The sequence below is a fragment of the Phenylobacterium sp. genome, assembly GCF_046291545.1.
Lineage (GTDB): Bacteria > Pseudomonadota > Alphaproteobacteria > Caulobacterales > Caulobacteraceae > Phenylobacterium.
Genome location: NZ_JBKBSM010000001.1, coordinates 355,006 through 378,567, shown reverse-complemented (window position 1 = coordinate 378,567; position 23,562 = coordinate 355,006). Strand labels below are relative to the sequence as shown.

The following is a 23,562-nucleotide window of genomic DNA, read 5'->3' as shown; positions in this document are numbered from 1 at the left end:
GAATGTGGCGGGGCTTATGGCCCCTTTCTCCGCCCAAGTGTAGATGCGCCCGCGCGTTTTTGCGCGTCAGGCGGCTTCGCGCTTGACGCCGCCCGGATGGAAGAACAGCGCCTGGCCGATGGCGGCCTTCACGGTCTCAGGCTGGAACGGCTTGGTGATCAGGAAGGTCGGCTCGGGACGCTCGCCGGTCAGGAGGCGCTCGGGGAAGGCGGTGATGAAGATCACGGGAACCTCGAACTTGCCGAGGATGTCCTTCACCGCGTCTATGCCCGAGGAGCCGTCGGCGAGCTGGATGTCGGCGAGGACCAGGCCCGGCGTCTTGCGGGCCACGGCGTCCACCGCCTCGGAGCGGGTGGCGGCGATGTCGACCACCTTGTGGCCCAGCTCGGTGACAAGGGCCTCGATGTCGGCGGCGATCACCGGCTCGTCCTCGATGATGAGCACGTCGGTCGCCAGTTCGGCGTCGATCTCGGCCTGGGCTTCGGCGATCAGTTGCTCGATCGTGGAAAAATCGGTGTCGAGGATCTGGGCGGCCTCGCTGGGCGTGAACCCCTCGAGGGCCGTGAGCAGGAAGGCCTGGCGCGAGCGCGGGGCGATGCGCATCAGGCGGCCGTCGGCGTCGTTGGCGCCGCCCTCGTCCGGCTCGTAGGTCTCGAGCTGGGCGCCGGAGCTGCACCAGATGGCGTGGAACACATGATAGAGCGCCACGCGCGGGGTCAGATTGGCTTCGAGCACGCGCTCCCCCGCCGCCAGCGCTTCAAGGGCGACGCGGACGTAATGGTCGCCGGTGGTCTGGTCGCCGGTGAGGGCCCGGGCGTAGCGGCGAACATACGGCAGGTGGGGGGCCAAGCGGGCTAGCAGACTCAAAGACCTTCTCCCGATCGCTTGATGCAAACATGCAACTCGCATGCAGCGACTTCGGGGGGTGTGCCCCCCGAGTTCTCTATCATACGTGCGAGAACGAGTATTTTGGGAACCGGTTCCCGGCGGGGCTCGTTTTCTGCATCCTAGGGACGGGCGCATCGGGAACCTCAGACGGGGCGGGGCGTTGACGGGCGACGACAACATTTCGAGGGGACGGCCGCCGCCAGGGCGGAGCGCCGATGAGATGATCGAACAAAGATCCGCCGACGACCGGCGCAAGACCTCGGCTGCGCTCGATGAAGCGCGCCTGCGGCAGCAGGCCATCGGCGTGCGCTTGAGACAGATGTTCGACGAAGTGGTGAACGAGCCAGTTCCCGACGAATTTCTGGCCATCCTGCGTGACGCCGACAAGCGCTCCTCAGGGAGCAAGTGATGCCGCGGCATGGTCCGAGGCCGCTTCCCGCGGATTCGGCGGACGAAGAGGCGTTCAAGGCCGAACTCGTAGAGCTCATCCCGCACCTGCGGGCGTTCGCGCGGACCTTGTGCGGGGACGCGGCCACCGCCGACGATCTGGCGCAGGACGCGATGATGAAGGCCTGGGACGCCCGCAGCTCCTACCAGATGGGCACCAACATGAAGGCCTGGACCTTCATGATCCTGCGCAACCAGTTCTATTCAGAGAAGCGCCGGTCCTGGCGCCAGAGCCAGCTGGACCAGGAAGCGGCCGAGCGGACCCTGGTCGCCGTGGACAATCCCGAAGCGCCTGTCGCCCTGGACGAATTGCGCCTGGGGCTGGCGATGCTGCCGGCCGAACAGCGCGAGGCCCTGGTGCTGGTCGGCGCCGGCGGCTTCGCCTACGAGGAGGCCGCCGAAATCTGCGGGTGCGCGGTGGGTACGGTGAAGAGCAGGGTCAGCCGCGCCCGTCGCGCCCTGCATTCCATCCTTAGCGAGGGCGCGTATGATCGCGACGGCGCCGCCGCCGGCGACGCCATGGGAGCCATCCTCGCCGATGCGGAGCGCCTGGGCACGGTCCGCTAAAGGACCATGACCGCACCGTTCTGGACTTCACTGAGCACGATCCGGGTCCGCCTTTCGGCGGCGCTGGCGCTCGCGCTGCTGCCGGTGCTGCTGCTGGGCGCGGTCCAGGCGGCGATCGCCTTCAGCCGCGAAGGCGCGGCCTTGCGCCAGAACCTGGAGTTCGCGGCCGCCCGCAGCGCCGCCAGCGCCCGGGCGCGGCTGGAGGCCGCCGACATCCTGCTGCAGACCCTCGCGCCGGATTCGGTAGGGCTGGCCTGCGCCCTGCGCCTGGCCCAGGCGAGCGACCGGATTCCCGAGTATTCCAACCTGATCCGCTTCGATCGCGCCGGCAGGGTGGCGTGCGCGGCCAGCACGGTGCCGGCCGACCCGCGGCGCGCCCAGCAGGCCTGGTTCCAGCGGCTGCGGGCGGGCGACGAGCGGGTGTTCACCAGCGCCCCCGGGGCGCGCTATGCGTCCGAACCGGCGCTGCTGGCGGCGGTCCGGACCGAGGACGCCGAGGGCCGCTTCGACGGCGCGGTCGCCGCGGTGATCTCCCTGGCCAGCCTGAAGCCCCGCACGGCCGATCCCTCGCTGCCCGCGGATGCGCAGTTCGCCCTGGTCGATGCGAAGGGCGCGTTCCTGGGCGCCACCGACCCCGGCGCCTTTCCACGGTTGCCGGCCAACTGGCGCGCGGACATCGCCGCCAAGGGCTCGGGCGTCTGGTACGCCGACGACCCGGCCGGGAACCGGCGCATCTATTCCGGCGCCCCGCTGCTGGGCGACGACGTGTTCGTGATCGTGTCGGCCCAGTCGCCGGGCCTGTTCTCCTGGGCGCGGCTGAACCCGCTGACCGGCTTGATCTTTCCGCTCCTCACCTTCGCGCTCGCCTTCGCCGCCGTCTGGGTCGTCGCCGACCGGGTGGTGGTGCGATGGATCGCCTACCTGCAAAGGATCGCCGCCCTCTACGCGCGGGGCCGCCTGAGCGTCCGGCCGCTGCAGGCCGAGCAGATGCCGCCGGAGATCCGCGAGCTCGCCGAAACCCTCGAGGACATGGCCGATGCGATCGTCGGCCGCGACGCCTCCTTGCGCGAGTCGCTGGCGCAGAAGGACGCGCTGATGCGCGAGATCCACCATCGGGTGAAGAACAACCTGCAGGTCATCTCCAGCCTTCTGAACATGCAGCAGCGCGCCCTGGCCGATCCGGCGGCGCGGGCGGCCATGTCCGACACCCGCCAGCGCATCACCGCCCTGGCCCTCATCTATCGCGCGCTATACCAGGGCCCGGACCTGAAGAGGGTCGACCTGCGGCCGTTCCTCGAGGAGCTGACCGCCCAGCTGATCGTCGGCGAGATGACCCAGGGCCCGCCCGTGCGCACGGTGCTCAACGTCGAAGCCCTGGTGGTCGACCCGGACCGCCTGGCGCCGCTGGCGCTGTTCGCCGTGGAGGCGATCACCAACGCCCAGAAGCACGCCTTCGCCAAGCGCGGCGGGGTGCTCACCGTGAACTTCCACGTCTCCGGGGACGAGGCGGTGCTGGAGATCTGCGACGACGGCCCGGCGGGCGACGCGGCGTTCACCGCCTCGGGGGTGGGCCGCACCCTGATGACCGCCTTCGCCCGCCAGCTGCGGGGACGGGTGGACCTGACCCGCAATGCGGCCGGGGGGGTGACCGCGCGCCTGATCTTCCCCAATCCCGCGTCCGCCGCGGCGACGCCGGTTTCGCTGGGGAACCAGGCTGCGGCCTAGGCGTTCGCCTCCCGCTCAACAGTCCGCAAGGAGAACCAAGCCATGCCCAAGGCGATCCTCATCGCCGTCGTCGCCAGCCTGATGGTTGCGGCGTGCAACACTGTCGCCGGCGCCGGCCAAGATGTGCAGGCCGCCGGGGAGGCTGTCACCGACACCGCCAAGGACGCTCAGCACTAGTCCAGGCAGTTCGAACGCAAAGGGCCCGGCGGCCCCCTCCAGCGATGGAGGGATGGCGCCGGGCCCGACCGTGAGCGCTCTGGGGGGGCTGGAGGGGCGCTCCGGTCAGCGGGGATCAGGACCCCAGCTTGTAGCGGACGCCCACGGTGACCGCGTGGCTGGTGAAGTCGCCGTCGAGGGCGTTCGGGCCGGACCCGAGGGAGACATCCGTCACCCCAAGGTAGCGGTAGGCGGCCTCGCCGGTCAGGCGTTCGTTGAACTTGTAGCCGACGCCCGCCTTGAGCTGATAGGCGAAGCCGGTGTCGTCGTCGTCGACCAGCGGACTGTCGACCTCGACCTTGGCGAAGCCCAGGCCGGCGCCGACGAAGGGCTGCACCTTCCCGGCCGGATTGAAGTCATAGTAGCCGTTGGCGAAGGCGCCGAGCGTGGTGAGGTCTCCGCCGCCGGCCCCTTCCAGATCGGAATCCAGGTAGACGACCTCGCCCTCGGCGCGGAAGCCGTTGCCCAGGGCGTAGCCCGCGCCGCCGGCCACCGCCAAGCCGTCGTCAGCCTCGGCGCCCGGGGTTCCGTCGACCTCGCCCTGGAAGGCGCCGCCCAGATCGCCCCGGACATACCAGCCGGCGTCCTGCGCGGCGGCGGAGCCGGCGGCGCCGGCGGCGAGTGCGGCGGCCGCCACTGCGGCCATGAGAGTGGTACGCTTCATTGTCTTTCTCCTGCCCGGCGTTTCCCGGGTGACTTGAACAGCAGGCAGATGCGCCCGCCGCTCCGGCGTCGCTTTCACGCAACAGGTCCGATTTTCATCAAACTGCGCAGTTGTGATCCGCAGGGCGGGCCATACCTCAGGGGCCGGCTGGGGAGCCGCGGAGTTCGAGTAGATGTTGCGTTCCACTGCGCGGGCCGAGCTCGCGCCGATCGACGCCGCCGTACCCGGCGCGGCGTCCGAGCCAGGTCAGGTCCTCTCCCTCAAGGCGAACTCGGTGCTGATGCGGCTGCAGCCGCCCTCGGCTTTCGAGCTGCGCTACGAGGGCGACCGCCCCCTGCTGATCTACGCCTTCGGCGCGGTCCAGGGCACGGCGGTGATCGAAGGGGGACGGGCGCGGCCGGTGGCGTCCAGAGCCGGCACCTTCGCGCTCCTGCGGCCCGGCGTGCGGTCCAGCTTCAGCCATCCCGAGCCCCTGGAGGTGCTGGCGGTCGCCTACGATCCCGACGCCCCCGCGGGCGTCGCCCCTCCCGGCGAGCCGGCGGGCGAACTCGCAGACGCCGGGATGCGCAACCTCGCGCACGAGGCGCGGCGGGTGCTGCTGGAGGAAGCCCGGCCGGACAGCGACTATCTGGAGGCCCTGGGCCGCGCCATGCTCGCCCGGGCGGTGCAGGTGGCGGACGGGAGCGCGCCTCAGCGCGGGCGGGGGCTGATTGCGCCCTTCAAGATGCGCCGGGTGCTGGAGCACATCGACGCCAATCTGCCGGAGCGGCTGTCGGTCCAGGACCTTGCGCAGGTGGCCGACCTCAGCCCGTCACACTTCGCGCGGGCCTTTCGCCAGACCACCGGGGAGGCGCCGCACCACTACATCCTGTCGCGCCGGATCGAAAAGGTCCGCGAGTTCCTGCACGAGACCGACCTGGACCTGGCGACCGTGGCCTTCCGCGCGGGCTTCTCCAGCCATGCGCACATGACCAGCGCCTTCCGCAAGCAGATGGGGATGTCGCCGACCGCCTACCGCGCCGCGGTGACGGCCGCCTGAGCCTCAGGCCGCCGCCCGGTGGGCCGGGTTGCGGATGAACAGGCCGTCGCGCCCGGCGACCGGCTCGAGGGCGGTGGTCAGGCCGGCGGGGGTCTCGCCCTCGCCCAGGAACAGGAATCCGTCGGGCGCCAGCGCCCTGGCGAGGTTCTCCAGCACCCTGGCCCGCATCGGCTCGACCAGCATGCCAAGGACGTGGCGGCAGAAGATCACGTCGAACTGCGCCCCGCCCGAGAACTCGCCGGCCAGGTTGACCCGCCGCCAGCGGACCATCTGGCGGATGTGCGGCGCGATCGCCCACATCTCGTCGACCTTCTCGAAGTGCCGCACGAGCTGGCGGATCGGCAGGCCGCGCTGGATCTCGAACTGGGTGTAGAGCCCGCTCTGCGCCTTCTCCAGCGCCCGCTCGGAAATGTCGGAGGCGAAGAGCTCGACCTTGGCCCCGCCAAGGGCGGCGCGCTGCTCCTCCACGGCCATGGCCAGGGAGTAGACCTCCTGGCCGGAGCCGCAGCCGGCGCTCCACACGCGGATCGGGCGGCCTTCGCGCCGCCGGGCGAGGGAGGGCAGCACCTCGTCGCGGAACAGGCGGAACGGCTTGCGGTCGCGGAAGAAACTGGTCTCGCCCGCCGCCATGGCCTCCACCACGGCCCACACCAGCCGCTCCTCGCGCCGAACGTTGAGGCCCTCGACCATGTCGGCGATGGAGACGAAACCCTCCCGGCGCGCCACGGGCGCAAGCCGGCTCTCCAGCAGGTAGGTCTTGTCCGGGTCCACCTTCAGGCCCGCGCGGGCCGCGCACAGGTCGGCCACCAGGATGCGGTGTTCGATCTTCACGCCAGCCCCACTTCGGCCAGCTTGGAGGCGATGATGTCGCCGTCGAAGGGCTTCATGATGTACTCGTCGGCGCCCGCGTCCAGCGCCTCGTGGATGTGAGCCACGTCGGCCTCGACGGTGCAGAAGACGACCGTCGGCTTGTCCCCGCCCGGCTCCTGGCGCAGGTGGCGCAGGAACTCGATGCCGTTCATCACCGGCATGTTCCAGTCGAGCAGGATGGCGTCGGGCATGGCCGCGCGGCACCACGCCAGCGCCTCCATCCCGTCGGAGGCCTCGGCGATCTCGAAACCGATGTCCTCAAGGATGCGGCGGGCGACCTTGCGGATCACGCGGCTGTCGTCGACGACAAGGCAGGTCTTCAACGGGCGCTCCCTCCCAACCTGCTCCGTTGTCGCGCGGGTTGGTTAAGGAGCGGTTTGAGCGGGCTCGATTTGTGTGGACGCCCGCAGCTTCAGGCCGGAATCGAGGCGGCGAAGACGACCTTTTCATCGCCGACCTCGGCGCCCACGCGGCCGCCAGCGTCGGTGACGAACAGGTGCACGTAGTAGGCCTGCACCCAATGGCCGTGCAGGCCTTCGCCCTGCGGGCCGCCGGCGAGCCCGGAGAGCACCTCCGGCCGGATTCGGGCGCGGGCGCCCTTGGCCTCGACGGCGATCTGGACGGCGTCGTCGTGTCGCACCGCGCGAACCTCGGCCAGGCCTCCCATCGGCAGGGCCGCGCCGGCCATCTGGGCCAGGTTGAGCAGGGCGCGGGCGGCGGGCTTGTGGACGGCCTCGACGCCGAGCGACCAGTCGAGTTCGGCGCGCATGTGGGCGAAGACCCCCTGGGCGAGCTTCTCCAGGTCGCGGGCGTCGAAGGTCTCGGCCGACGCCGAGGCCCCGAAGGCCACCCGGGTGAAGGCCAGCAGATCGGCCAGCTTGCGCGCGCTGGAGGCGATCAGGCCCATGGCGTCCTCGCGCATGTCCTGGGCGCTCGGGTCCTCCAGCAGGTCGAGGCCGGACACGATCGCGCTCGCGGGGCTGATGAAGTCGTGGCACATCCGGGCGGCCAGAAAGGCGGCGACTTCGGCGGTGCGCGGGGCGGCGGCGGGAGTGGCTTCGTCCGTCATCGCCGCGGACCTTGGCCTGATTTGCGCCTTGGGAAAACGGGATCGCCCGTCTAGACAGGCCCCCCATGGATCCCTTCCTCGAGCCGGGCGTGCTGGTGCGCCATCCCACCGAGCCGGAGTGGGGCCTTGGTCAGGTGCAGTCGGTGGCGGGGCGTCGGGTGACGGTGAATTTCGAGCATGCGGGCAAGCAGGTGATCGACGGCGAGGTCGTGCGCCTGATCTTCGTCTCTGACGACCCGAGGGCGGTGCGTTGAGCGGCGCGGGGGCCAGGCTGGCCGACATCTGCGAAGAGGCGGCGCGGCTGATCCTGCCGCTGTGGCGCTCCGGTCTGGCGGTCACGAAGAAGGCCGACGAAAGTCCGGTCACCGAGGCCGACCAGAAGGGCGAGAAGCTGATCCTGGAGCGTCTGGCCCAGGCCTTCCCCGGCGTGCCGGTGGTCTCGGAGGAGGACGCCAGCGAGTTCGGCGCGCCCGAACGGATCGGGCCCCGGTTCTTCCTGGTCGATCCCCTGGACGGCACCAAGGCGTTCGTGCGCGGCGATCCGAACTTCACCGTCAACATCGGGCTGGTGGAGGACGGCCGCCCGGTGGCGGGGGCGGTGTGCGCCCCGGCGACGGGGGAGACCTGGTTCACCGGCGAGGCCGGCGCGCTGAAGCGGGTCGACGGCGGGGAAGCCGCGGTGGTGGCGGCGCGGTCCTGGCCGGACGGCGAGGCCCTGGCCCTGATCAGCCACACCATGAAGGAAGATCACCTGCGAGAGCTGTTCGACCGCTACGGCTTTCACCAGACCCAGGCGATGGACTCGTCGATCAAGCTGTGCCGCATCGCCGAAGGGGCGGCGGACATCTATCCGCGCCACGGACCGACGATGGAATGGGACATCGCCGCGGGCCACGCGGTGCTGCTGGCGGCCGGCGGCCGGCTGACCACTCCGGAGGGCGGGCCGTTCGTCTACGGCAAGGCCCAGGATGGGTTTCGCAACGGCTGGTTCGTCGCTCGGGGCCGCTGAGCCGGTGTCAGGCGTCGTCGGCCAGACCAGAATCGGCGAAGCTCGCGACCGATCCCTGCGAAGGGGCGCCGAGACCGCCGCCGAGCGCCAGAAAGCCGGCGAAGCCCAGGCAGAAGGCGAGGACGGCGAGCCAGACCAGCTGACGGAGGGGGTCGTGCACGTCAGGCGATGTCATGGGTCCTCCTTGTGAAGGTCAAACCTGCGATCCTCGGCTTGGGTTGCAGGATCGGCGCCGTTCGGCCGCCGGATGAGCGCCGGTGCAACATTCGTGCGACATTGGTGCGAGTGCGTCGCACTTGCCTTGCGGACGGCGATCGTTCGCGCTAGCTGGCGAGACCATTGCCGGGTCGAGCTTCTTTGGGGACCTTCATGACCGTTTCGCGCGCGGGCCGTCTTCGCCGCCTTTGGCTGGACGTTCATCTCTGGATCGGCGTGGGGCTGCTCGTCGCCTTCATCCCGCTCGGCCTGACCGGTTCGGTGCTCGTGTGGCACGACGGACTGGATCGTGCGCTGCACGCCGAGCGCTACGCGGTGAGCGGACCGGACGCGGCGCTGACGCCGGCCGCCTACGCCGAGGCGGCGCGCACGGCGTTCGGCGAGAACGCGACGCTGAGCCAGCTGAGGATGCCCGCCGAACCGGGCGATCCCGTCGTCGCCGTGGGACGGCTTAAGGGGGTTTCCGGTCCCGGGGGGCGGCCGCGCAACCTCAACGTCTGGATCGACCCGCCGACCGGCAAGGTGCTGGCGATGGCCGACACCAGCCGCAGCTTCGTGCAGCTGATGCACCGGATGCATGGCTCGCTGCTGATCCCCGAGATCGGGCGCAAGGTCGTCGGATGGCTGGGCTGGGCCATGTTCGTCAGCTGCGCGACCGGCCTTTGGCTCTGGTGGCCGCGCAACAACGCGGTGATCAAGGCGCTACGCTGGCGGCGCGGGCCCTCCACGGTCTTCAACCTGCACCACATGGTCGGCTTCTGGATCTGCATCCCGCTCGCGGTGCTGTCGCTGACCGGCGTCTACATCTCGTTCCCGCAGACGAGCCGGGCCGTGTTCGGCGTGGCCGAGGCGCCGCGGCCCGGCGGCCCGGCCGGCGCCCGGGGTCCCGGCGGTCCGGGGGGCGGGCGCTTCGCCCCGCCGCTGGAGCGCACGGAACTGACCCTCGCCGAGGCCGCGCAGGCCGCATTGGCCAAGGCCCCCGGCGCAGAGATCTCAACCATCAGCCTGCCCACGCGCGGACGCGAGCCGGCATGGCGCGTCCAGCTTTCCGCACCGGGCGAGGAGCGGCCGGTGACCGTGGAAGTCTCCGACGCCACGGGGGCGGCCAAGGTGTCGCCGGAGCGCGCGGGCGGCGGTCCGGATCCCCTGTCGCGCTGGATGCGGCGCATTCACGACGGGGTCGACATGGGCCTCATCTGGCAGACCGTCATCTTCCTCGGCGGAGTCGCGCCGGCCCTTCTGGGGGTCACCGGGCTCATCATGTGGCTGCAGCGACGGGCCCAGCGACAGGCGATGGCGAGGCGCCTGGCTGAAGCCTGATAAGTTGCGATCCATTCGCATTGCAAATGCTTTGCACCTGCTTTAATAGCGCGTCTCATTCTTAGAAATGTAACGTTCCTGGGGGCGCGCATCATGAATCGGAAAACTTCGGGTGTGCGGGCGTTCGCCCGCCGTGCTCTGGCCCCCACGGCGGTGGCGGGCCTGGCCGGTCTGGCCCTCAGCCCCCAGGCGGCGATGGCCGCCGACGCCGCGGCTGACGCCCCCACCGAGGTCTCCGGAGTGGACGTCGAGGCCCAGCTCGCCAAGCAGCCCGACTCGCCGAAGTTCACCGCGCCGCTGGTCGACACGCCCCGGTCGGTCACCATCATTCCCCGCCAGGTGATCGAGCAGACCGCCGCCACCTCCCTGCAGGACATCCTGCGCAACTCGCCGGGGATCACCCTCGGCGCCGGCGAGGGCGGCCAGCCGCTGGCGGACCGTCCGTTCATCCGCGGCCAGGCCAGCGGCAACAACGTGTTCGTCGACGGCGTGCGCGACACCGGCGGCCAGATCCGCGAGATCTTCAACATCGAGCAGGTCGAGGTGATCAAGGGGCCGGATTCGGCCTACAACGGCCGCGGATCGGGCGGCGGCAGCATCAATCTGACCAGCAAGCGCCCGCAGCTCGACAGCTTCGTCCACGCTTCCGCGGGCGCCGGCACCGACTCCTACCTCCGCGGGACCGTGGACGCCAACTACCGGCTCGGCGCGACCTCGGCCGTGCGCCTGAACCTGATGGCTACGCAGGGCGACACGCCCGGCCGCGAGGTGGTCGACTTCGACCGCTGGGGCGCGGCGGTGGCGGTCGGCGCCGGCATCGGCACCGAGACGCGCGTCACCCTCAGCTACTATCACCTGGATGCGGACAACATGCCCGACTACGGCGTGCCGCTGTTCACCAAGACGCCAGGCGCGGCGCGGACGGAGAGCGGCGTGCTGGCCGTGGACCGCTCCAGCTTCTACGGCCTGACCGCCCGGGACTACCAGACGACCCGTGCGGACATCGCCACCCTGATCGCCGAGCACGACGTGACCGAGGCGATCACCGTGCGCAACGTCTTCCGCTATTCGAAGACGCTCAACGACTACGTGCTGACGAACCCCGGCGACGGCGGCGCGGCGCAGCTCATCGCGGGTCAGTGGTGGATGAAGCGCGGGACCAAGTCCCGCTGGAATCCCACCCGCACGGTGGCCAACGTCACCGACGTCTACGGCGAGTTCACCACCGGCTCCCTGAAGCACAATTTCGACGTCGGCCTGGAGCTGGCCCGCGAGCGCAACGAGAACGCCAGCTACATCGTCTACACGACCGCCGGGGCGAGCTGCCCCGCCGGCTTCACCAACAACGTCACCTCCGCAGGCGTGGGCGACTGCACCCTCGTCTATGCGCCGAACCCGGCCGATCCCTGGAGCGGCGTGATCACGCGGCCGCCGGCCAGCGTGAACACGAGCAAGACCGTCGGCTTCTACGCCTTCGACTCCATCGAGTTCGGCGAGCGCTGGCTGCTGAACCTGGGCGTGCGCTACGACACCTTCTCGGTCGACGGGTACGACGTCTCCAACACCAGTTCGCAGGGGGTGGTCACCGGCTCCACGATCACGCCGCGCTCGGGCGACTGGGATTTCGTCAACTACCAGGTGGGCCTGGTCTACAAGCCGACCGTCAACAGCAGCGTCTACATCTCCTACGGCACGGCCTCGACGCCGCCGACCATCGCCGGCGGCGACCAGAACACCGGCTCGAGCACCGGGTCGGGCAACCTCGCCAACACCCTTCTCGATCCGGAGGAGACCACCAGCCTGGAAGCGGGCGTGAAGTGGCTGCTGCTGAACGAGCGGCTGTCCGCCTCCGCGGCCGTGTTCCGCACCGAGCGGAAGAACGCCCAGATCCAGATCGAGTCCGGCGTCTACGCCCAGGCCGGCGAAGCTCGGGTGCAGGGCCTGGAACTGGGCCTGTCCGGCGCCGTCACTCCCGCCTGGCAGGTGTTCGGCGGCTACACCTACATGGACAGCGAGCTGGTCCGCGGCGCCTACAACAACGTGCGCGTCGGCGATCCCCTGGCCAACACGCCCGAGCACACCTTCAGCCTGTTCACCACCTATGACGTCACCCAGGCGCTCAGCCTGGGCGGCGGCGCCTACTACGTCTCCGACAGCTTCGGCGGGAACCAGGGCGGCGCCGGCGGCGGCAACAATGCGGTGTTCGCCCCGGCCTACTGGCGCTTCGACCTTTTTGCTTCCTACCAGATCAACGAGGACGTGGACCTGCAGCTGAACGTGCAGAACGTTGCGGACGAGGAGTACATCCTGCGGACCAACGGCGTGCACCACGCCGACTATGGCGCGGGGCGCCAGGCCATCCTGACGCTGAACGTGCGCTTCTAGGGGACGCCTGCGGAGGCGAGCGAACCGCGAAGGCCCTTCCGCAAGCGAAGGGGCCTGTGTTCAGTCCGTCTGCGCCAGAGGAGATCTCGCCATGATGCTGCATGTTCCGGAGGTTCTGACCAAGGCGCAGGTGTCCGAACTGCGGGCCCTGATCGACGCCGCCCCGTGGGTCGACGGGAACGTCACCTCCGGCGCCCAGAGCGCTCTGGCCAAGCGCAACGAACAGTTGCCCGAGGACGGGGAGGCCGCCCGCCGCGGCGCAGAAGCGGTGCAGGACGCGCTGGCGCGGAGCCGGCTGTTCGTCTCGGCCGCCCTGCCGCAGAAGGTCTATCCGCCGCTGTTCAACCGCTACGCCGGAGGCCAGACCTTCGGCCTGCACGTGGACAACGCGATCCGGCAGTCCCGCCACGGCGACATCCGCATCCGCACGGACCTGTCGGCGACCCTGTTCCTCAGCGAACCGGACGACTACGACGGCGGCGAGCTGACGGTGGAGGACACCTACGGGGCGCACCAGGTGAAGTTGCCGGCTGGAGACCTGATCCTCTATCCCTCCACGAGCCTGCACTCGGTCGAACCCGTGACCCGCGGGACCCGGGTGGCGAGCTTCATGTGGATCCAGAGCATGGTGCGCGACGACGCCAGGCGCGCCCTTCTGTTCGACATGGACGTCTCGATCCAGCGGCTGGCGATGCAGCTTGGCCAGGGCGAGGCGTCCGTCGTGGCCCTCACCGGGACCTACCACAACCTCCTGCGGATGTGGGCGGAGGTCTAGGACGCCGGCTTGGCGTCAGAGGAATCGAAGGCGCGGGCGTCCGCCGCCTCGCGCGCATTGTGCACTTCGGTCGAGCCCAGGCGGTTGGCGTTCCACGCCCAGCTCGCCATCAGCGCCACCAGCGCCAGGACCGTCGAGATCAGAAGCACCCAGAACACGTCCCGTCCGAGCCGGCCCTGACGAGCGGTCGTGGCGTTTACGCGTTGTTCGGGTTCGCTGCGCGTCTGCGCCATGGAAATTCTCCCTGCACTAGGATGGGAAGTAGCTGAAGGGCCCCAGCGCCGAGCCGCCGGCGCCGCCCTGGGGGGTGAGCCAGGCGCCGGCCGTCCAGCCGGCGGCGGCGAAGGCGGCGGCCGCGATCAGGGCCGCCATGCGTCGCCGCGCGGCGCGCTGGCGAGGGGAAAGGGCCTGGAGCGAGACCAGGGCCCGGGGGCCGAACGGGCGATCCTGGAACATCTGCGCGCCTCCGCGCGACAGCGGAGCCATGTCCCCGCCCGGGTATAACTCGGCGCACGACCCGGCGTTCCCCTCGGGGCGCCGGAAGGCGGCCTGTAAAAAAAACCACGGAGCCGGGAACAGATCGCATCGGCGGTTCGTTTATGGGTTGCGGAGGCGGCGACGCCCCCCCCGACTTGAGGCCGGTGATCATGCCGGCCTGCCGTCTCCGCACCCCCTTTTCTCGATGATGCTGACTTCAAGGCGGGCGCAGAGCCCGCCTTTCTTTGTGCGCGCAGGCGCGGCGGCGCCCCGGCGGGCCAGAAAAAGAGACGGCCCGGCGTGGCCGGACCGTCCCCTGATCGATTGGCCCCGATGGGTCAGTAGCGCGGGCTGCCGTCTTCCCAATAGTAACGGCCCGAGCCGGAGTCGTAGTAGTAATAGCGGCCCGCGCGCTCGTCGTAGTACTGGCGCCGATTGGGCGCCGCCGCTCCGCAGCCGCCGTCTTCGCGGCAGCCCTTGACGGCGCCCGCCGTGCCGCCCACGGCCGCGCCGATGGCGGCCCCGGCCCCGGCGCCGGCGTCGCCGCTGCCGACGTTGTTGCCGATCACGGCGCCGGCGAGGGCGCCCAGGGCCGCGCCGCCGGCGGCGTTGCGTTCCACGTTACCAGTGCTTGTGCACGCGGCGGCCAGCAGGCCCGCGCCCGCGACCGCGATCATAGGTTTCCACATTGGTAGCTCTCCTCCGGCGCCCCCACGCTCAAGCCCAGCGAGTGCAACGCGGCCGGCCCGGGTCGGTTCCTCGGAACCGCCGCGCGTGCGCGCCGTTTGCCCGGCGTGGGTTGCGGGGCGTATGACCCCCGGACAGGAGCGGTGGATGAGTTCGCCAGACGCGCGGCGCGAGCCGCCGCCCGCGGGCCGGGCGGCGCGATGACGACGAAGGACACGCCGGCTTCGCCGGCCATGACGTTGCGCCATGTCGAAGTGCTGGTGAACCTCGCTTCCGGCGGGGTCTCTCCGGACGCCGCGGAGCGGGCCAAGACCCTGTTGGCCGAGCTGGGCCTGACCGGACGCGTGCAGGCGCCGGACCCCGCCGGCCTGGGCGACGCCCTGCAGCGGGCCGTCGACGCCGGCCCCGACGTGCTGATGGTGCTGGCCGGCGACGGCACGGCGAGGGCGGCGGCGGAGCTCTGCGGCCCGCGCGGCCCGGTGCTGGCGCCGCTGCCCGGCGGCACGATGAACCTGCTTCCCCATGCGGTCTATGGCGATCGGCCCTGGGCCGAGGCGGCCGCCGAGGCCCTGGCGCAGGGCTCGCCGCGGATGATCGGCGGCGGCCAGGTGGACGGCCGCGTCTTCCTGGTGGCGGCGATCATCGGCGCGCCGGCCCTATGGGCGCCGGCCCGAGAGGCGATGCGCGCGGGCCGGCCCAGGCTGGCGATCATGCGGGCGCAACGGGCCCTCAGCCGGGCCTTCACCGGGCGATTGCGCTACGCGCTCGACTGCGGGCCGCGCGGCAAGGCCGAAGCCCTCGCCCTGATGTGCCCCCTGGTCTCCCGCGCCATGGAGAACGACGCCGACGCCCTGGAGGTCGCCGCCCTCGATCCCACGGGCGCCGCGGAAGCGTTCCGCATCGGCCTGCACGCCATGCTGGGCGACTGGCGCAAGGATCCGGCGGTGCGGGTGGAGCGCTGCACGGCGGTCCGCACGTGGGCCGCGGGGCGGATCCCGGCGCTGCTCGACGGAGAATCCGTGCGCCTGGAGCGTGCGGCGTTGATCGAATACCGGTCCGAGGTGGTCCGCGTGCTGGCGCCGCCGGAGCCGCAGGCATGACCGGCCTTCGCATCGCTCATCTGTCGGACATCCACTTCGGCGACGAGAACGTCGAGGCGGTGGCCGCCGCGGCGGCGCAGCTTCGCGCCGACCCGCCCGACCTGACGATCATCAGCGGCGACCTGACGCGCTTCGCCGAGAAGGACGAGTTCGTCGCAGCCGCGGCCTGGCTCGAGAGCCTGCCCGACCCGCTGCTGGTCACGCCCGGCAACCACGACGCGCCCTATATCGCCTGGGCCGAGCGCATCTTCCGCCCGTTCGCTCGATACCAGAGGGCGATCGGCCCTGTGTGGCGCCAGTCGCACAGGGCGGAGGGACTGGCCGTGGAGGGCGTGAACACCGCCCGCGGGGCGCAGTGGCGGCTCAACTGGTCCAAGGGCGCGATCCGCGCGGCGCAGGCGCAGGACGCCTGCGCCCGCCTGCGGCAAGCCGAGGGCCTGAAGGTGCTGGTCTGCCACCATCCGCTGATCGAGCTGCCCCACGGGCCCATGACCGGGCGCGTGCGCGGCGGCCGCGCCGCGGCCCAGGCCTTCGCCGAGGCCGGGGTGGACCTGGTTCTCACCGGCCACCTTCATGCGCCGTTCGCCCTGGCCTATCCGTTCGCCGACGGGCGCACCTACGCGGTCGGCGCCGGCACGCTGTCGGTCCGTGAGCGCGGCGTTCCGGCGGGCTTCAACATGCTGAACGTGGAACGGGCGGCGATCGAGATCGCCGCCCTGGCCTGGAATGGATCGTCGTTCGATCCCTGGCGCACCTGGAGCCTGGATCGTCGCCGGCCCAGACCCCGTTCCGACGCCGCTATAGCGGCGAACGGCCCCTGACGAGATGCATCACGATCGACACGGCGAAGAGCACCAGGAAGACGAAGAACAGGACCTTGGCGACGCCCATCGCGGCGCCGGCGATCGAAGTGAAGCCAAGAACGGCCGCAATCAAAGCGACCACCAGGAATGTAAGAGCCCAACCGAGCATTCGACCTCTCCTTTGCGCGCAAGATCACGCGCCGTGAATTCTTTCGGCGGGTCGTGCTTGACGAATCGCCGAAAGTTCAACGCTCGGTCGGCGCGGCCGTTCCCCTCGGATTACGGCCGGCGGGGGCCGCCGGCCGTCTCCGACCGGCGGCTCGGTCTAGGCGGCGACGGGAACGGGATAGCGGTAGGGCTCGGCCTTCCCGCGGGCCGCGTCGTACTGCTTGGCGGCGAACGACCAGTTGACGAGCTTGTCGAACCAGCCCTCCAGGAAGCCCTTACGGTCCTGCTGGTGATCCAGGTAGTAGGCGTGTTCCCAAAGGTCGCAGACGAGGAGCGGCGTCAGCCCCTCGTGGGTCAGCAGGTTCTCGCCGTCGTGGGTCGAAAGGACCTTCAGGGTCTCGCCCTGGGCGGCCAGCCAGACCCAGCCGGAGGCGAAGTGGCCCACGCCCTCGTTGACGAAGGCCTCCTTCAGGGCGTCCGGCCCGCCGAAGTCCCGCTTGATCGCTTCGGCCAGATCCCCGGCCGCCGGGTTGGCGCCCGGCGTCATGCACAGCCAGAAGAAGGCGTGGTTCCAGGCCTGGGCGGCGTTGTTGAACAGCTTGGCCTTCTTCTCGGCCGCGGCCTTGCGCACGACGTCCTCGAGGTTGTCGGCCGCAATTCCCTGCTCCTTCACGAGCTGGTTCAGCACCTCGACGTACTTGGCGTGGTGCTTGTCGTGATGGTGATGCATCGTGCGATCGGAGATCACCGGGCTCAGGGCGTCATAGGCGTAGGGCAGTTCAGGCAGGATAAACATCAGCTCTTCCTGGGCTTGGGGGAGGACAGCTCTGTGCAGACGCCCAGGGAACTCCCGGGGCGTTGATCGGTTCGGGGCGAGTCAGGATTTGCGGCTGCTCTGCCCCGCCATGAAGGCGCTGACCACCGCCGTGGCCAGCCGGGGGTTTCGCGCCACCACGATGCCGGCGGCCACCAGCGCGCCGACCGCGATGAGCGGCTTGTCGCGGGCCAACTGCAGCACCTTGCCGGACAGGCCGCGGCTGTCGTCGGCGTGCTTGGCCGGACGATTGCGCATGCCCAGCAGCAGCGCGCCCAGTCCGATGAGCAGGAAGATGGCCAGGGCGACCAGGCCGGCCGCGCCGGCCGGGCCCACGGGCTCGCGCAGGGCTTCGAACAACGCATAGCAGGCCGCGACGACTCCAGCCGCCGCGGCCACGGCGACGATGACGACGCCGATGAAGCCCAGGTAGATCTTCTCGATCAACGCCGGCGGCCGCCGGCCATCACCAGACCGATCAGCACGCCCACGCCAAGCGCGGCGGCTGCGGCGGTCAGGGGACGTTCGCGCACCCGCTCGGTCATATAGCGCTGAGCATCCTCGAGCTGCTGACCAGCGGTGTCCGCATAGGCGCGCGTCTGGGCGCGGATCTGCTCGACGCCCTCATGCACGACCTTCTCGAACCGCTTGGCGGCTTCCTGGAAGCTGCGCTGGGCTTCCGCGCTCAGCGTCGAAGCGCTGCTGGCTGCGGCGGAGCCCGCGATCTTGGCGTCTTCGGCGGCTTGGTCGACGGCGTTGGCGGACATTTAAAGTTCTCCCGAAGTCCGACCGCCGCGAGGCGCGCGACGGACATGGCCTGAACGCCCCTTATGTTAGGCGGTTCCGGTCCAGGTGCAACGTCCCGACCGGGCGAATCCGGCGTCACGCCTTCGAATTGGCCTTTCGTTCCTGTCGCCTCGCCGCCCGCCCGCGCCTATGTTCGGGCATGACCCGCGATTCCGCGTCACCGCGCCTGGATCGGCACGCCCTGGACCTCGCCCTGAAGGCTGCGGGGCTGGGCGAGGTCGAATGGCGTCGCGAGGACAGGGTGCTGACCTTCAACCCGCGCGCCCAGGAGATTCTGGGCCTGGCCGACGCGCGGACCTCGACGGCGCCCGAGGGGGCGTTCTTCGCCGCCGTGCACGCCGAAGACCGCGACCGCCTTCGCCAGGCCGGCGCGGAGGTGATCGAGCATGGAGTGACTTTCGACACCGAATTCCGCGTCACGCGTCCCACGGACGACCGCGTCGTGTGGGTGCGCGTGGCCGGGACGCCGATCGTGGACAAGTCGGGCGAGTGCGCGGCGGTCCTGGCCATCGTCGAGGACGTCAGCGGCCGCAAGCTCGAGGAGAGCCAGCGGCAGACCTTGATGGCCGAACTGGACCACCGGGTGAAGAACGTGCTGGCCGCCGTTCAGGCCCTCGCGTTCCAGACCGCCAAGCGCACCACTTCGCTGGACGGCTTCCTGCAGACCTTCGCGGGCCGGTTGAAGTCGATGGGGTCGGCCAACGAACTGCTGACCGCCGCCCGCTGGCGCGGCGCGGCCGTGGGCCACCTTGCGGCCGCCGAACTTGGCGGCCTGGCGCCCAGCCAGACCCGCTGGGACGGGCCGGAGATCTTCCTGACGCCGCGGGCCGCAAACGCGGTGTCCCTGGCGCTGCACGAACTGGCGACCAACGCGCTGAAGTACGGCGCTCTTTCCACCGACCAGGGCCGGGTCGACGTGCGCTGGGGGCGGCTCGACAACGGGGGGTTCGAGCTCCTGTGGGTCGAATCCGGCGGCCCCACGGTGCAGCCGCCCGATCATCGCGGCTTCGGCTCGACGCTGCTCGACCAGGTCACGGGCCGGGAACTGAACGGGTCCACCACCCTGGAATACCTGCCGGGCGGGGTGCGCGTTCGCCTGCGCGCAGCGCCCACGGCCGTGGTCGAGCGCCCCGAGACCGTGCCCCAGGCGCCCCCGACGCGGACCGTGGAGGCGCCGGCGCCGGTGGCGGGGGACGCCGACCTTGGCGGGTCCCGAATCCTGATCGTCGAGGACGCGGTGCTCCTGGCCCTTGAGCTGGAGACGGGGCTCCAGGAGGCGGGCGCCGAGGTGATCGGCCCGGCCTATGAGCTGGAGGAGGCGATGGCGCTCCTCGACGAGAGGATCGACGCGGCCGTGCTCGACGCGAACCTCAACGGCCGTTCGGTGACGCCTGTGGCCGAGGTGCTGGCCCAGCGGGGCGTGCCCTTCCTCTTCGCCACCGGCTACGGCGGCGCGGCCGGCGCGCCGTCCGGCTTCGACGCCCCGATCATCCGCAAGCCCTATGACGTCACCCAGGTCGCCGCCGCGGTGAGCGAACTCCTGCAGCGCCGGCGCGCCGGGCCTAGATGATCGCGGCCGCCTTCAGGGCGGCGATGCGGTCCGCCCCGTAGCCGGCCACCTCGGCCAGGACCTCCTCGGTGTGCTCGCCAAGGGCGGGGCCAGGCCAACGAACCCGGCCAGGGGTCTGCGACAGGCGAGGAAACGCATTCTGCATCTTGATGCGCCCGAACACCGGATGGTCGGTCTCCACGATCGTGTCCCGGGCTGCGAACTGAGGATCGGCCAGCATGTCCGGGGCGCGATAGATCCGCCCGCACGGCACCCCCGCCCCCTCGAGCAGCCCCAGCAGGGACTCGAGCGCGAAGGTGGCGGTCCACTGGGCGATCAGGGCGTCGAGTTCGGCCTGGTTGCGGCCGCGGGCGGCGTGGTCGACGAAGCGCGGATCGGCGGCGAGGGCGGGCTGGCCCATGGCCTCGCACAGGCGCGCGAACACGGTGTCGCCGTTGCCGCCGATCAGAATGAACTCGCCGTCGGCGCAGGGGTAGGCGTTGGACGGGGCGATGCCGGGCAGGATCGAGCCTGAACGCTCGCGCACATAGCCGGTGAGGTCGTACTCGGTGACGAGGTTCTCCATCACCGCCAGCACGCTTTCATAGAGTGCGACGTCGATCATCTGGCCCCGGCCGGTGCGCTCGCGCGCATGCAGGGCCATGGTGATCCCCATCACCGCATGCATCGCCGTCAGGCTGTCGCCGATGGAGATGCCCGCGCGGGCCGGCGGACGGTCCGGCTCTCCGGTGACGTAGCGCAGGCCGCCCATGGCCTCGCCGATCAGCCCGTAGCCGGGACGCTTCGCATAGGGACCCGTCTGGCCGTAGCCGGAGACCCTGGCCATGATCAGGCGAGGGTGGTCGGCCGAAAGCGATTCATAATCGAGCCCCCACTTCTCCAGGGCGCCAGGTCGGAAGTTCTCGACCACGACGTCGGCCTTGGCGATCAGATCACGGGCGATGGCCTGGCCCTGCGCCTGGCGCAGGTCGACGGTGACGGACTTCTTGTTTCGGCCGATCACGGGCCACCACGGCGAAAGCCCCTTGGGCAGGCTGCGGCCCCATTGGCGCATCGGATCGCCGGTCTTGGGGTCCTCCAGCTTGATCACCTCGGCGCCGAAGTCGCCCAGGATCTGTCCGCAGAACGGTCCGGCGATGAGGCTGCCCATTTCGATCACGCGCAGCCCGGTCAGGGGCCCTTCGGCGCCAAGCTTGGCCTCGTTCACGATTTGCGCCTCCCGGGAACGCTTCACGCGTCCGTGAGTTGGACGCCCCATGGCGCGTTTGGAGCCGCCAAGCCGCCGGGTTGTCAATGTTCGAGGAAACAAGAATGACACGCCACCTGCTGATCGTCGGGGCCGCCGCCGCGGCGCTCACTCTGGCCGCCTGTAACCGCCAGACCGAAACCCCCACCGACGCTACGGCGATGCCAGACGCCAATCCGGCCGCCACGGTGCCCACGCCGGCCGACGAGGCCGCCGCGCCGGACTTCGTCACGAAGGCGGCCGCCAGCAACATGTTCGAAATCCAGGCCGCGCAACTGGCGGTCAATCGGTCCAACGACGACCAGGTCAAGGCCTTCGCCCAGCAGATGATCGACGACCACACCAAGGCCGGCAACGATCTGCAGGCGGCGATCGCCCAGTCGGGGCAGAACCTGACCATGCCCACGGCCCTGCCGCAGGACATGCAGGACAAGCTGAACGACCTGCAGCAGGCCTCCGCAGAGGACTTCAACAGGGCCTACGTCACCGGCCAGGTCGACGCCCACCAGGCGACCCTCGACCTGCTCAAGCGCTACGCCGAAGACGGCGACGAGCCGGCCCTCAAGACGTTCGCGGCCAACACCGGCGCCGTGGTGCAGCAGCACTACGACAAGGCCAAGGCCATGCAGGACGCGATGCAGTGATCCTGGGGCCGGGCGAAAGCCCGGCCTTTTCTTTGCCCCCGGATGCGGGCCGGAGTAGGTGTGCGGCATGGCCGACTACGTCTTCGCCCCGCCTCCGCCCGTCGCCCTGCCCGTCGAGGGACAGGCGGCTCTCTACCCCGTGCGCCGCGTGCTCTGCGTCGGCCGCAACTACGCCGCCCACCGGCGCGAGATGGGCGGCGACGACCGCGATCCGCCGTTCTTCTTCGCCAAGCCGGCCGACGCCCTGGTGGCGCCGGGCGCAAACCCGGCCTACCCGCCGGCGACCGCCAACCTGCACCATGAGATCGAGCTGGTCGTCGCCCTGAAGGGCGGCGGCGCCGACCTCGCGCCCGACGCGGCGCTCGGCCTCGTCTATGGCTATGCGGTCGGCGTGGACCTGACCCGCCGTGACCTGCAGAACGCCGCCAAGGACAAGGGCCAGCCCTGGGACGCCTCCAAGGGCTTCGATCAGTCCGCTCCGATCTCCGCCATCCGCCCCTGGAGCGGACCGCCGCCGCAGGGCCGCATCCGGCTTGCGGTGAACGGCGCCGTGCGCCAGGACGCCGTCGTCGCCGACATGATCTGGAACGTCGCCGAGGTGATCGCCGAGGCCTCGCGGCTCTGGCGCCTTGCGGCCGGCGACCTGATTTTCACCGGCACGCCGGAGGGCGTGGGTCCCCTGGCCGCGGGGGACCGCGTGGAAGGGGAGGTGGAGGGCGTCGGCGCCCTCGCCTTCACGGTGGCGGCGTGAGCTACACCCTCTACAGCGCCTGGCGCGCCACCGCGCCGTACCGGGTGCGCATCGGCCTGGCCTTGAAGGGCGTGGCGTTCGACTACGTCCCGGTGGACCTGCTCGCCGGAGAGCAGCGCGGCGAGGCCTACCGGGCGGTCAATCCCCAGGGCCTCACCCCGGCGCTCGACATCGGCGGGCGCGTCCTGACCCAGAGCCTGGCGATCCTGGAGTGGCTGGAAGAGACCCGGCCGGAGCCGCCGCTCCTGCCCCGGGACCCGCTGGACCGCGCCGTGGTGAGGTCGATGGCGGCGATCATCGCCTGCGACATCCATCCGCTGAACAACACCCGGGTGGGCCGAGCCCTGCACAGGATGGGGATCGACCAGGACGGCATCCTCGCCTGGACCCAGGGCTGGATCCGCGACGGATTCGACGCCCTGGAGCCGATGGTCGAGCGCCACGGAGGCGGCTTCGCCTTCGGCGTGGCGCCCTCGCTGGCCGACTGCCTCCTGGTCCCCCAGGTCTATTCGGCCCGCCGCTACCAGGTGGACCTGGCGCCCTGGCCGGCGATCCGCGCCGCCGCCGACCGCGCCGCCGAGCTCCCGGCGTTCCAGGCCGCCCATCCGGACCGCCAGCCCGACGCCAAGCCTTCCCCAGCGTAATCTTGCGGACGATCTCCGCCTCGGCTCTAAGGCGCCCATGCTCGATCATCTGAAAGCCAAGAACCGCGCCTGGGCCGCAGGCAAGCTCTCCGTCGATCCGGGCTTCTTCAAGCGCCTGGAGGGCCAGCAGAGCCCCGAGTACCTCTGGATCGGCTGCGCCGACAGCCGCGTGCCGGCCAATGAGATCGTCGACCTCGACCCCGGCGAGCTCTTCGTGCACCGCAACGTCGCCAACCTGGCCCCGCCGCAGGACGCCAACTACCTGTCGGTGCTGCAGTTCGCCGTCGATGTCCTGAAGGTGAAGCACATCATGGTGGTGGGCCACTACGGCTGCGGGGGCGTGGCCGCCGCCGTCGACGGTCAGCGCCGCGGGCTCGTCGACCACTGGCTGCACCCGATCCGCGAGGTCGCCGCGGCCCATCGTGCGGAACTGGACGCCATCCCCCATCAGCACGAGCGGCTGAACCGCCTGTGCGAGCTGAACGTCGTGCGCCAGGTGAAGAACGTGGCGTCCGACGTGTTCGTGCAGGACGCCTGGGGCCGGGGCCAGGCGATCAGCGTGCACGGCTGGGTCTATTCGATCTCCAACGGCCTGATCACCGACCTGAACGTGACGGTGCGCAATCCCAAGGACGTCGACGACCTGCAGATCTAGCGGGGG

31 protein-coding genes are annotated in these 23,562 nt (G+C 70.6%); 17 read left to right on the top strand and 14 right to left on the bottom strand.

What is annotated here, in order from left to right; genetic code table 11:
• Positions 1-66: 66 nt before the first annotated feature.
• Entirely contained in the window at positions 67-867 is an 801-nt protein-coding gene (locus tag ACK4YQ_RS01845; RefSeq protein ID WP_409607689.1) for a response regulator, read from the bottom strand.
• Between the two features lie 241 nt (positions 868-1,108).
• On the opposite strand from ACK4YQ_RS01845, the gene ACK4YQ_RS01840 reads away from it, so the two are divergent.
• The 4 genes from ACK4YQ_RS01840 to ACK4YQ_RS01825 are packed head-to-tail and all read left to right on the top strand — an operon-like array spanning position 1,109 to position 3,804.
• Positions 1,109-1,297, top strand: a complete 189-nt coding sequence (locus ACK4YQ_RS01840) for a NepR family anti-sigma factor (protein WP_409607688.1) — start codon at positions 1,109-1,111, stop codon at positions 1,295-1,297.
• A complete protein-coding gene (locus tag ACK4YQ_RS01835; RefSeq protein WP_409607687.1) occupies positions 1,297-1,902 on the top strand; it encodes a sigma-70 family RNA polymerase sigma factor in 606 nt (201 codons plus the stop codon). Before ACK4YQ_RS01840 ends, ACK4YQ_RS01835 begins: the two co-directional genes overlap by 1 nt.
• A gap of 6 nt (positions 1,903-1,908) precedes the next feature.
• Entirely contained in the window at positions 1,909-3,627 is a 1,719-nt protein-coding gene (locus ACK4YQ_RS01830) for a sensor histidine kinase (RefSeq protein ID WP_409607686.1), read from the top strand.
• Positions 3,628-3,669: 42 nt separating this feature from the next.
• Positions 3,670-3,804, top strand: a complete 135-nt coding sequence (locus ACK4YQ_RS01825) for an entericidin A/B family lipoprotein (RefSeq protein ID WP_409607685.1) — start codon at positions 3,670-3,672, stop codon at positions 3,802-3,804.
• A 115-nt stretch (positions 3,805-3,919) separates the two neighbouring features.
• Here the strand turns inward: ACK4YQ_RS01825 and ACK4YQ_RS01820 are convergent, their stop codons facing one another.
• The gene (locus ACK4YQ_RS01820) at positions 3,920-4,507 is read right to left on the bottom strand and encodes an outer membrane protein (RefSeq protein WP_409607683.1); all 588 of its coding nucleotides are present in this window, start codon (positions 4,505-4,507) and stop codon (positions 3,920-3,922) included.
• A 172-nt stretch (positions 4,508-4,679) separates the two neighbouring features.
• Between ACK4YQ_RS01820 and ACK4YQ_RS01815 the strand changes: the two genes are divergently transcribed.
• Entirely contained in the window at positions 4,680-5,546 is an 867-nt protein-coding gene (locus ACK4YQ_RS01815; RefSeq protein ID WP_409607682.1) for a helix-turn-helix domain-containing protein, read from the top strand.
• 3 nt (positions 5,547-5,549) lie between these two features.
• Here the strand turns inward: ACK4YQ_RS01815 and ACK4YQ_RS01810 are convergent, their stop codons facing one another.
• The 3 genes from ACK4YQ_RS01810 to chpT all read right to left on the bottom strand — a co-directional run bounded on the left by ACK4YQ_RS01810 (position 5,550) and on the right by chpT (position 7,485).
• On the bottom strand, positions 5,550-6,377 hold the full coding sequence (locus ACK4YQ_RS01810) for a CheR family methyltransferase (protein WP_409607680.1): 828 nt from the start codon (positions 6,375-6,377) through the stop codon (positions 5,550-5,552).
• The gene (locus tag ACK4YQ_RS01805; protein WP_409607678.1) at positions 6,374-6,739 is read right to left on the bottom strand and encodes a response regulator; all 366 of its coding nucleotides are present in this window, start codon (positions 6,737-6,739) and stop codon (positions 6,374-6,376) included. The genes ACK4YQ_RS01810 and ACK4YQ_RS01805 overlap by 4 nt, the downstream gene beginning before the upstream one ends.
• Before the next feature lie 89 nt (positions 6,740-6,828).
• Entirely contained in the window at positions 6,829-7,485 is a 657-nt protein-coding gene (chpT, locus tag ACK4YQ_RS01800; RefSeq protein WP_409607676.1) for a histidine phosphotransferase ChpT, read from the bottom strand.
• Positions 7,486-7,550: 65 nt separating this feature from the next.
• Here chpT and ACK4YQ_RS01795 point away from each other — a divergent pair, with 65 nt between their 5' ends.
• Positions 7,551-7,739 (top strand): DUF3553 domain-containing protein, encoded by a 189-nt coding sequence (locus tag ACK4YQ_RS01795; RefSeq protein WP_409607674.1) that lies wholly within the window; start codon positions 7,551-7,553, stop codon positions 7,737-7,739.
• Complete coding sequence (gene cysQ, locus ACK4YQ_RS01790; RefSeq protein WP_409607672.1) at positions 7,736-8,494, top strand: 3'(2'),5'-bisphosphate nucleotidase CysQ; 759 nt, start codon at positions 7,736-7,738, stop codon at positions 8,492-8,494. Before ACK4YQ_RS01795 ends, cysQ begins: the two co-directional genes overlap by 4 nt.
• A gap of 7 nt (positions 8,495-8,501) precedes the next feature.
• On the opposite strand, the gene ACK4YQ_RS01785 is transcribed toward cysQ, so the two are convergent.
• Positions 8,502-8,669 (bottom strand): hypothetical protein, encoded by a 168-nt coding sequence (locus ACK4YQ_RS01785; RefSeq protein WP_409607670.1) that lies wholly within the window; start codon positions 8,667-8,669, stop codon positions 8,502-8,504.
• A gap of 194 nt (positions 8,670-8,863) precedes the next feature.
• Between ACK4YQ_RS01785 and ACK4YQ_RS01780 the strand changes: the two genes are divergently transcribed.
• The 3 genes from ACK4YQ_RS01780 to ACK4YQ_RS01770 all read left to right on the top strand — a co-directional run bounded on the left by ACK4YQ_RS01780 (position 8,864) and on the right by ACK4YQ_RS01770 (position 13,190).
• Positions 8,864-10,030, top strand: a complete 1,167-nt coding sequence (locus ACK4YQ_RS01780) for a PepSY-associated TM helix domain-containing protein (protein WP_409607668.1) — start codon at positions 8,864-8,866, stop codon at positions 10,028-10,030.
• A gap of 93 nt (positions 10,031-10,123) precedes the next feature.
• A complete protein-coding gene (locus tag ACK4YQ_RS01775; RefSeq protein WP_409607666.1) occupies positions 10,124-12,415 on the top strand; it encodes a TonB-dependent receptor in 2,292 nt (763 codons plus the stop codon).
• A gap of 91 nt (positions 12,416-12,506) precedes the next feature.
• Positions 12,507-13,190: a Fe2+-dependent dioxygenase gene (locus ACK4YQ_RS01770; RefSeq protein WP_409607664.1), complete on the top strand. Its 684-nt coding sequence runs from the start codon at positions 12,507-12,509 to the stop codon at positions 13,188-13,190.
• On the opposite strand, the gene ACK4YQ_RS01765 is transcribed toward ACK4YQ_RS01770, so the two are convergent.
• The 3 genes from ACK4YQ_RS01765 to ACK4YQ_RS01755 form a co-directional block, all read right to left on the bottom strand.
• Positions 13,187-13,423: a hypothetical protein gene (locus ACK4YQ_RS01765; RefSeq protein ID WP_409607662.1), complete on the bottom strand. Its 237-nt coding sequence runs from the start codon at positions 13,421-13,423 to the stop codon at positions 13,187-13,189. The two genes, ACK4YQ_RS01770 and ACK4YQ_RS01765, sit on opposite strands and share 4 nt — an antisense overlap.
• Positions 13,424-13,439: 16 nt before the next feature.
• Positions 13,440-13,646, bottom strand: coding sequence for a hypothetical protein (locus ACK4YQ_RS01760; RefSeq protein ID WP_409607660.1), 207 nt, complete (start codon positions 13,644-13,646; stop codon positions 13,440-13,442).
• A gap of 359 nt (positions 13,647-14,005) precedes the next feature.
• Positions 14,006-14,356, bottom strand: a complete 351-nt coding sequence (locus ACK4YQ_RS01755) for a YMGG-like glycine zipper-containing protein (protein WP_409607658.1) — start codon at positions 14,354-14,356, stop codon at positions 14,006-14,008.
• A 198-nt stretch (positions 14,357-14,554) separates the two neighbouring features.
• Here ACK4YQ_RS01755 and ACK4YQ_RS01750 point away from each other — a divergent pair, with 198 nt between their 5' ends.
• On the top strand, positions 14,555-15,454 hold the full coding sequence (locus ACK4YQ_RS01750) for a diacylglycerol/lipid kinase family protein (RefSeq protein WP_409607656.1): 900 nt from the start codon (positions 14,555-14,557) through the stop codon (positions 15,452-15,454).
• The gene (locus ACK4YQ_RS01745) at positions 15,451-16,275 is read left to right on the top strand and encodes a metallophosphoesterase family protein (RefSeq protein ID WP_409607654.1); all 825 of its coding nucleotides are present in this window, start codon (positions 15,451-15,453) and stop codon (positions 16,273-16,275) included. The genes ACK4YQ_RS01750 and ACK4YQ_RS01745 overlap by 4 nt, the downstream gene beginning before the upstream one ends.
• Here the strand turns inward: ACK4YQ_RS01745 and ACK4YQ_RS01740 are convergent.
• The 4 genes from ACK4YQ_RS01740 to ACK4YQ_RS01725 form a co-directional block, all read right to left on the bottom strand.
• Entirely contained in the window at positions 16,253-16,426 is a 174-nt protein-coding gene (locus ACK4YQ_RS01740; RefSeq protein ID WP_409607652.1) for a DUF1328 domain-containing protein, read from the bottom strand. The genes ACK4YQ_RS01745 and ACK4YQ_RS01740 overlap by 23 nt on opposite strands.
• Positions 16,427-16,582: 156 nt before the next feature.
• Complete coding sequence (locus ACK4YQ_RS01735; protein WP_409607650.1) at positions 16,583-17,221, bottom strand: superoxide dismutase; 639 nt, start codon at positions 17,219-17,221, stop codon at positions 16,583-16,585.
• 81 nt (positions 17,222-17,302) lie between these two features.
• Positions 17,303-17,686: a hypothetical protein gene (locus ACK4YQ_RS01730; RefSeq protein ID WP_409607648.1), complete on the bottom strand. Its 384-nt coding sequence runs from the start codon at positions 17,684-17,686 to the stop codon at positions 17,303-17,305.
• On the bottom strand, positions 17,683-18,006 hold the full coding sequence (locus ACK4YQ_RS01725; protein WP_409607646.1) for a glycine zipper domain-containing protein: 324 nt from the start codon (positions 18,004-18,006) through the stop codon (positions 17,683-17,685). The genes ACK4YQ_RS01730 and ACK4YQ_RS01725 overlap by 4 nt, the downstream gene beginning before the upstream one ends.
• 179 nt (positions 18,007-18,185) lie before the next feature.
• Here ACK4YQ_RS01725 and ACK4YQ_RS01720 point away from each other — a divergent pair, with 179 nt between their 5' ends.
• Positions 18,186-19,616: an HWE histidine kinase domain-containing protein gene (locus ACK4YQ_RS01720; RefSeq protein WP_409607644.1), complete on the top strand. Its 1,431-nt coding sequence runs from the start codon at positions 18,186-18,188 to the stop codon at positions 19,614-19,616.
• Here ACK4YQ_RS01720 and ACK4YQ_RS01715 read toward each other — a convergent pair.
• Positions 19,609-20,823, bottom strand: a complete 1,215-nt coding sequence (locus ACK4YQ_RS01715; RefSeq protein ID WP_409607642.1) for a CaiB/BaiF CoA transferase family protein — start codon at positions 20,821-20,823, stop codon at positions 19,609-19,611. The genes ACK4YQ_RS01720 and ACK4YQ_RS01715 overlap by 8 nt on opposite strands.
• Positions 20,824-20,927: 104 nt before the next feature.
• Here ACK4YQ_RS01715 and ACK4YQ_RS01710 point away from each other — a divergent pair, with 104 nt between their 5' ends.
• From ACK4YQ_RS01710 to ACK4YQ_RS01695, 4 genes are all read left to right on the top strand, one after another.
• On the top strand, positions 20,928-21,506 hold the full coding sequence (locus ACK4YQ_RS01710) for a DUF4142 domain-containing protein (protein WP_409607640.1): 579 nt from the start codon (positions 20,928-20,930) through the stop codon (positions 21,504-21,506).
• 67 nt (positions 21,507-21,573) lie between these two features.
• On the top strand, positions 21,574-22,257 hold the full coding sequence (locus ACK4YQ_RS01705) for a fumarylacetoacetate hydrolase family protein (RefSeq protein WP_409607638.1): 684 nt from the start codon (positions 21,574-21,576) through the stop codon (positions 22,255-22,257).
• On the top strand, positions 22,254-22,901 hold the full coding sequence (gene maiA / locus ACK4YQ_RS01700; RefSeq protein ID WP_409607636.1) for a maleylacetoacetate isomerase: 648 nt from the start codon (positions 22,254-22,256) through the stop codon (positions 22,899-22,901). Before ACK4YQ_RS01705 ends, maiA begins: the two co-directional genes overlap by 4 nt.
• Positions 22,902-22,938: 37 nt before the next feature.
• Entirely contained in the window at positions 22,939-23,556 is a 618-nt protein-coding gene (locus tag ACK4YQ_RS01695) for a carbonic anhydrase (protein WP_409607634.1), read from the top strand.
• The last annotated feature ends 6 nt before the right edge of the window (positions 23,557-23,562 follow it).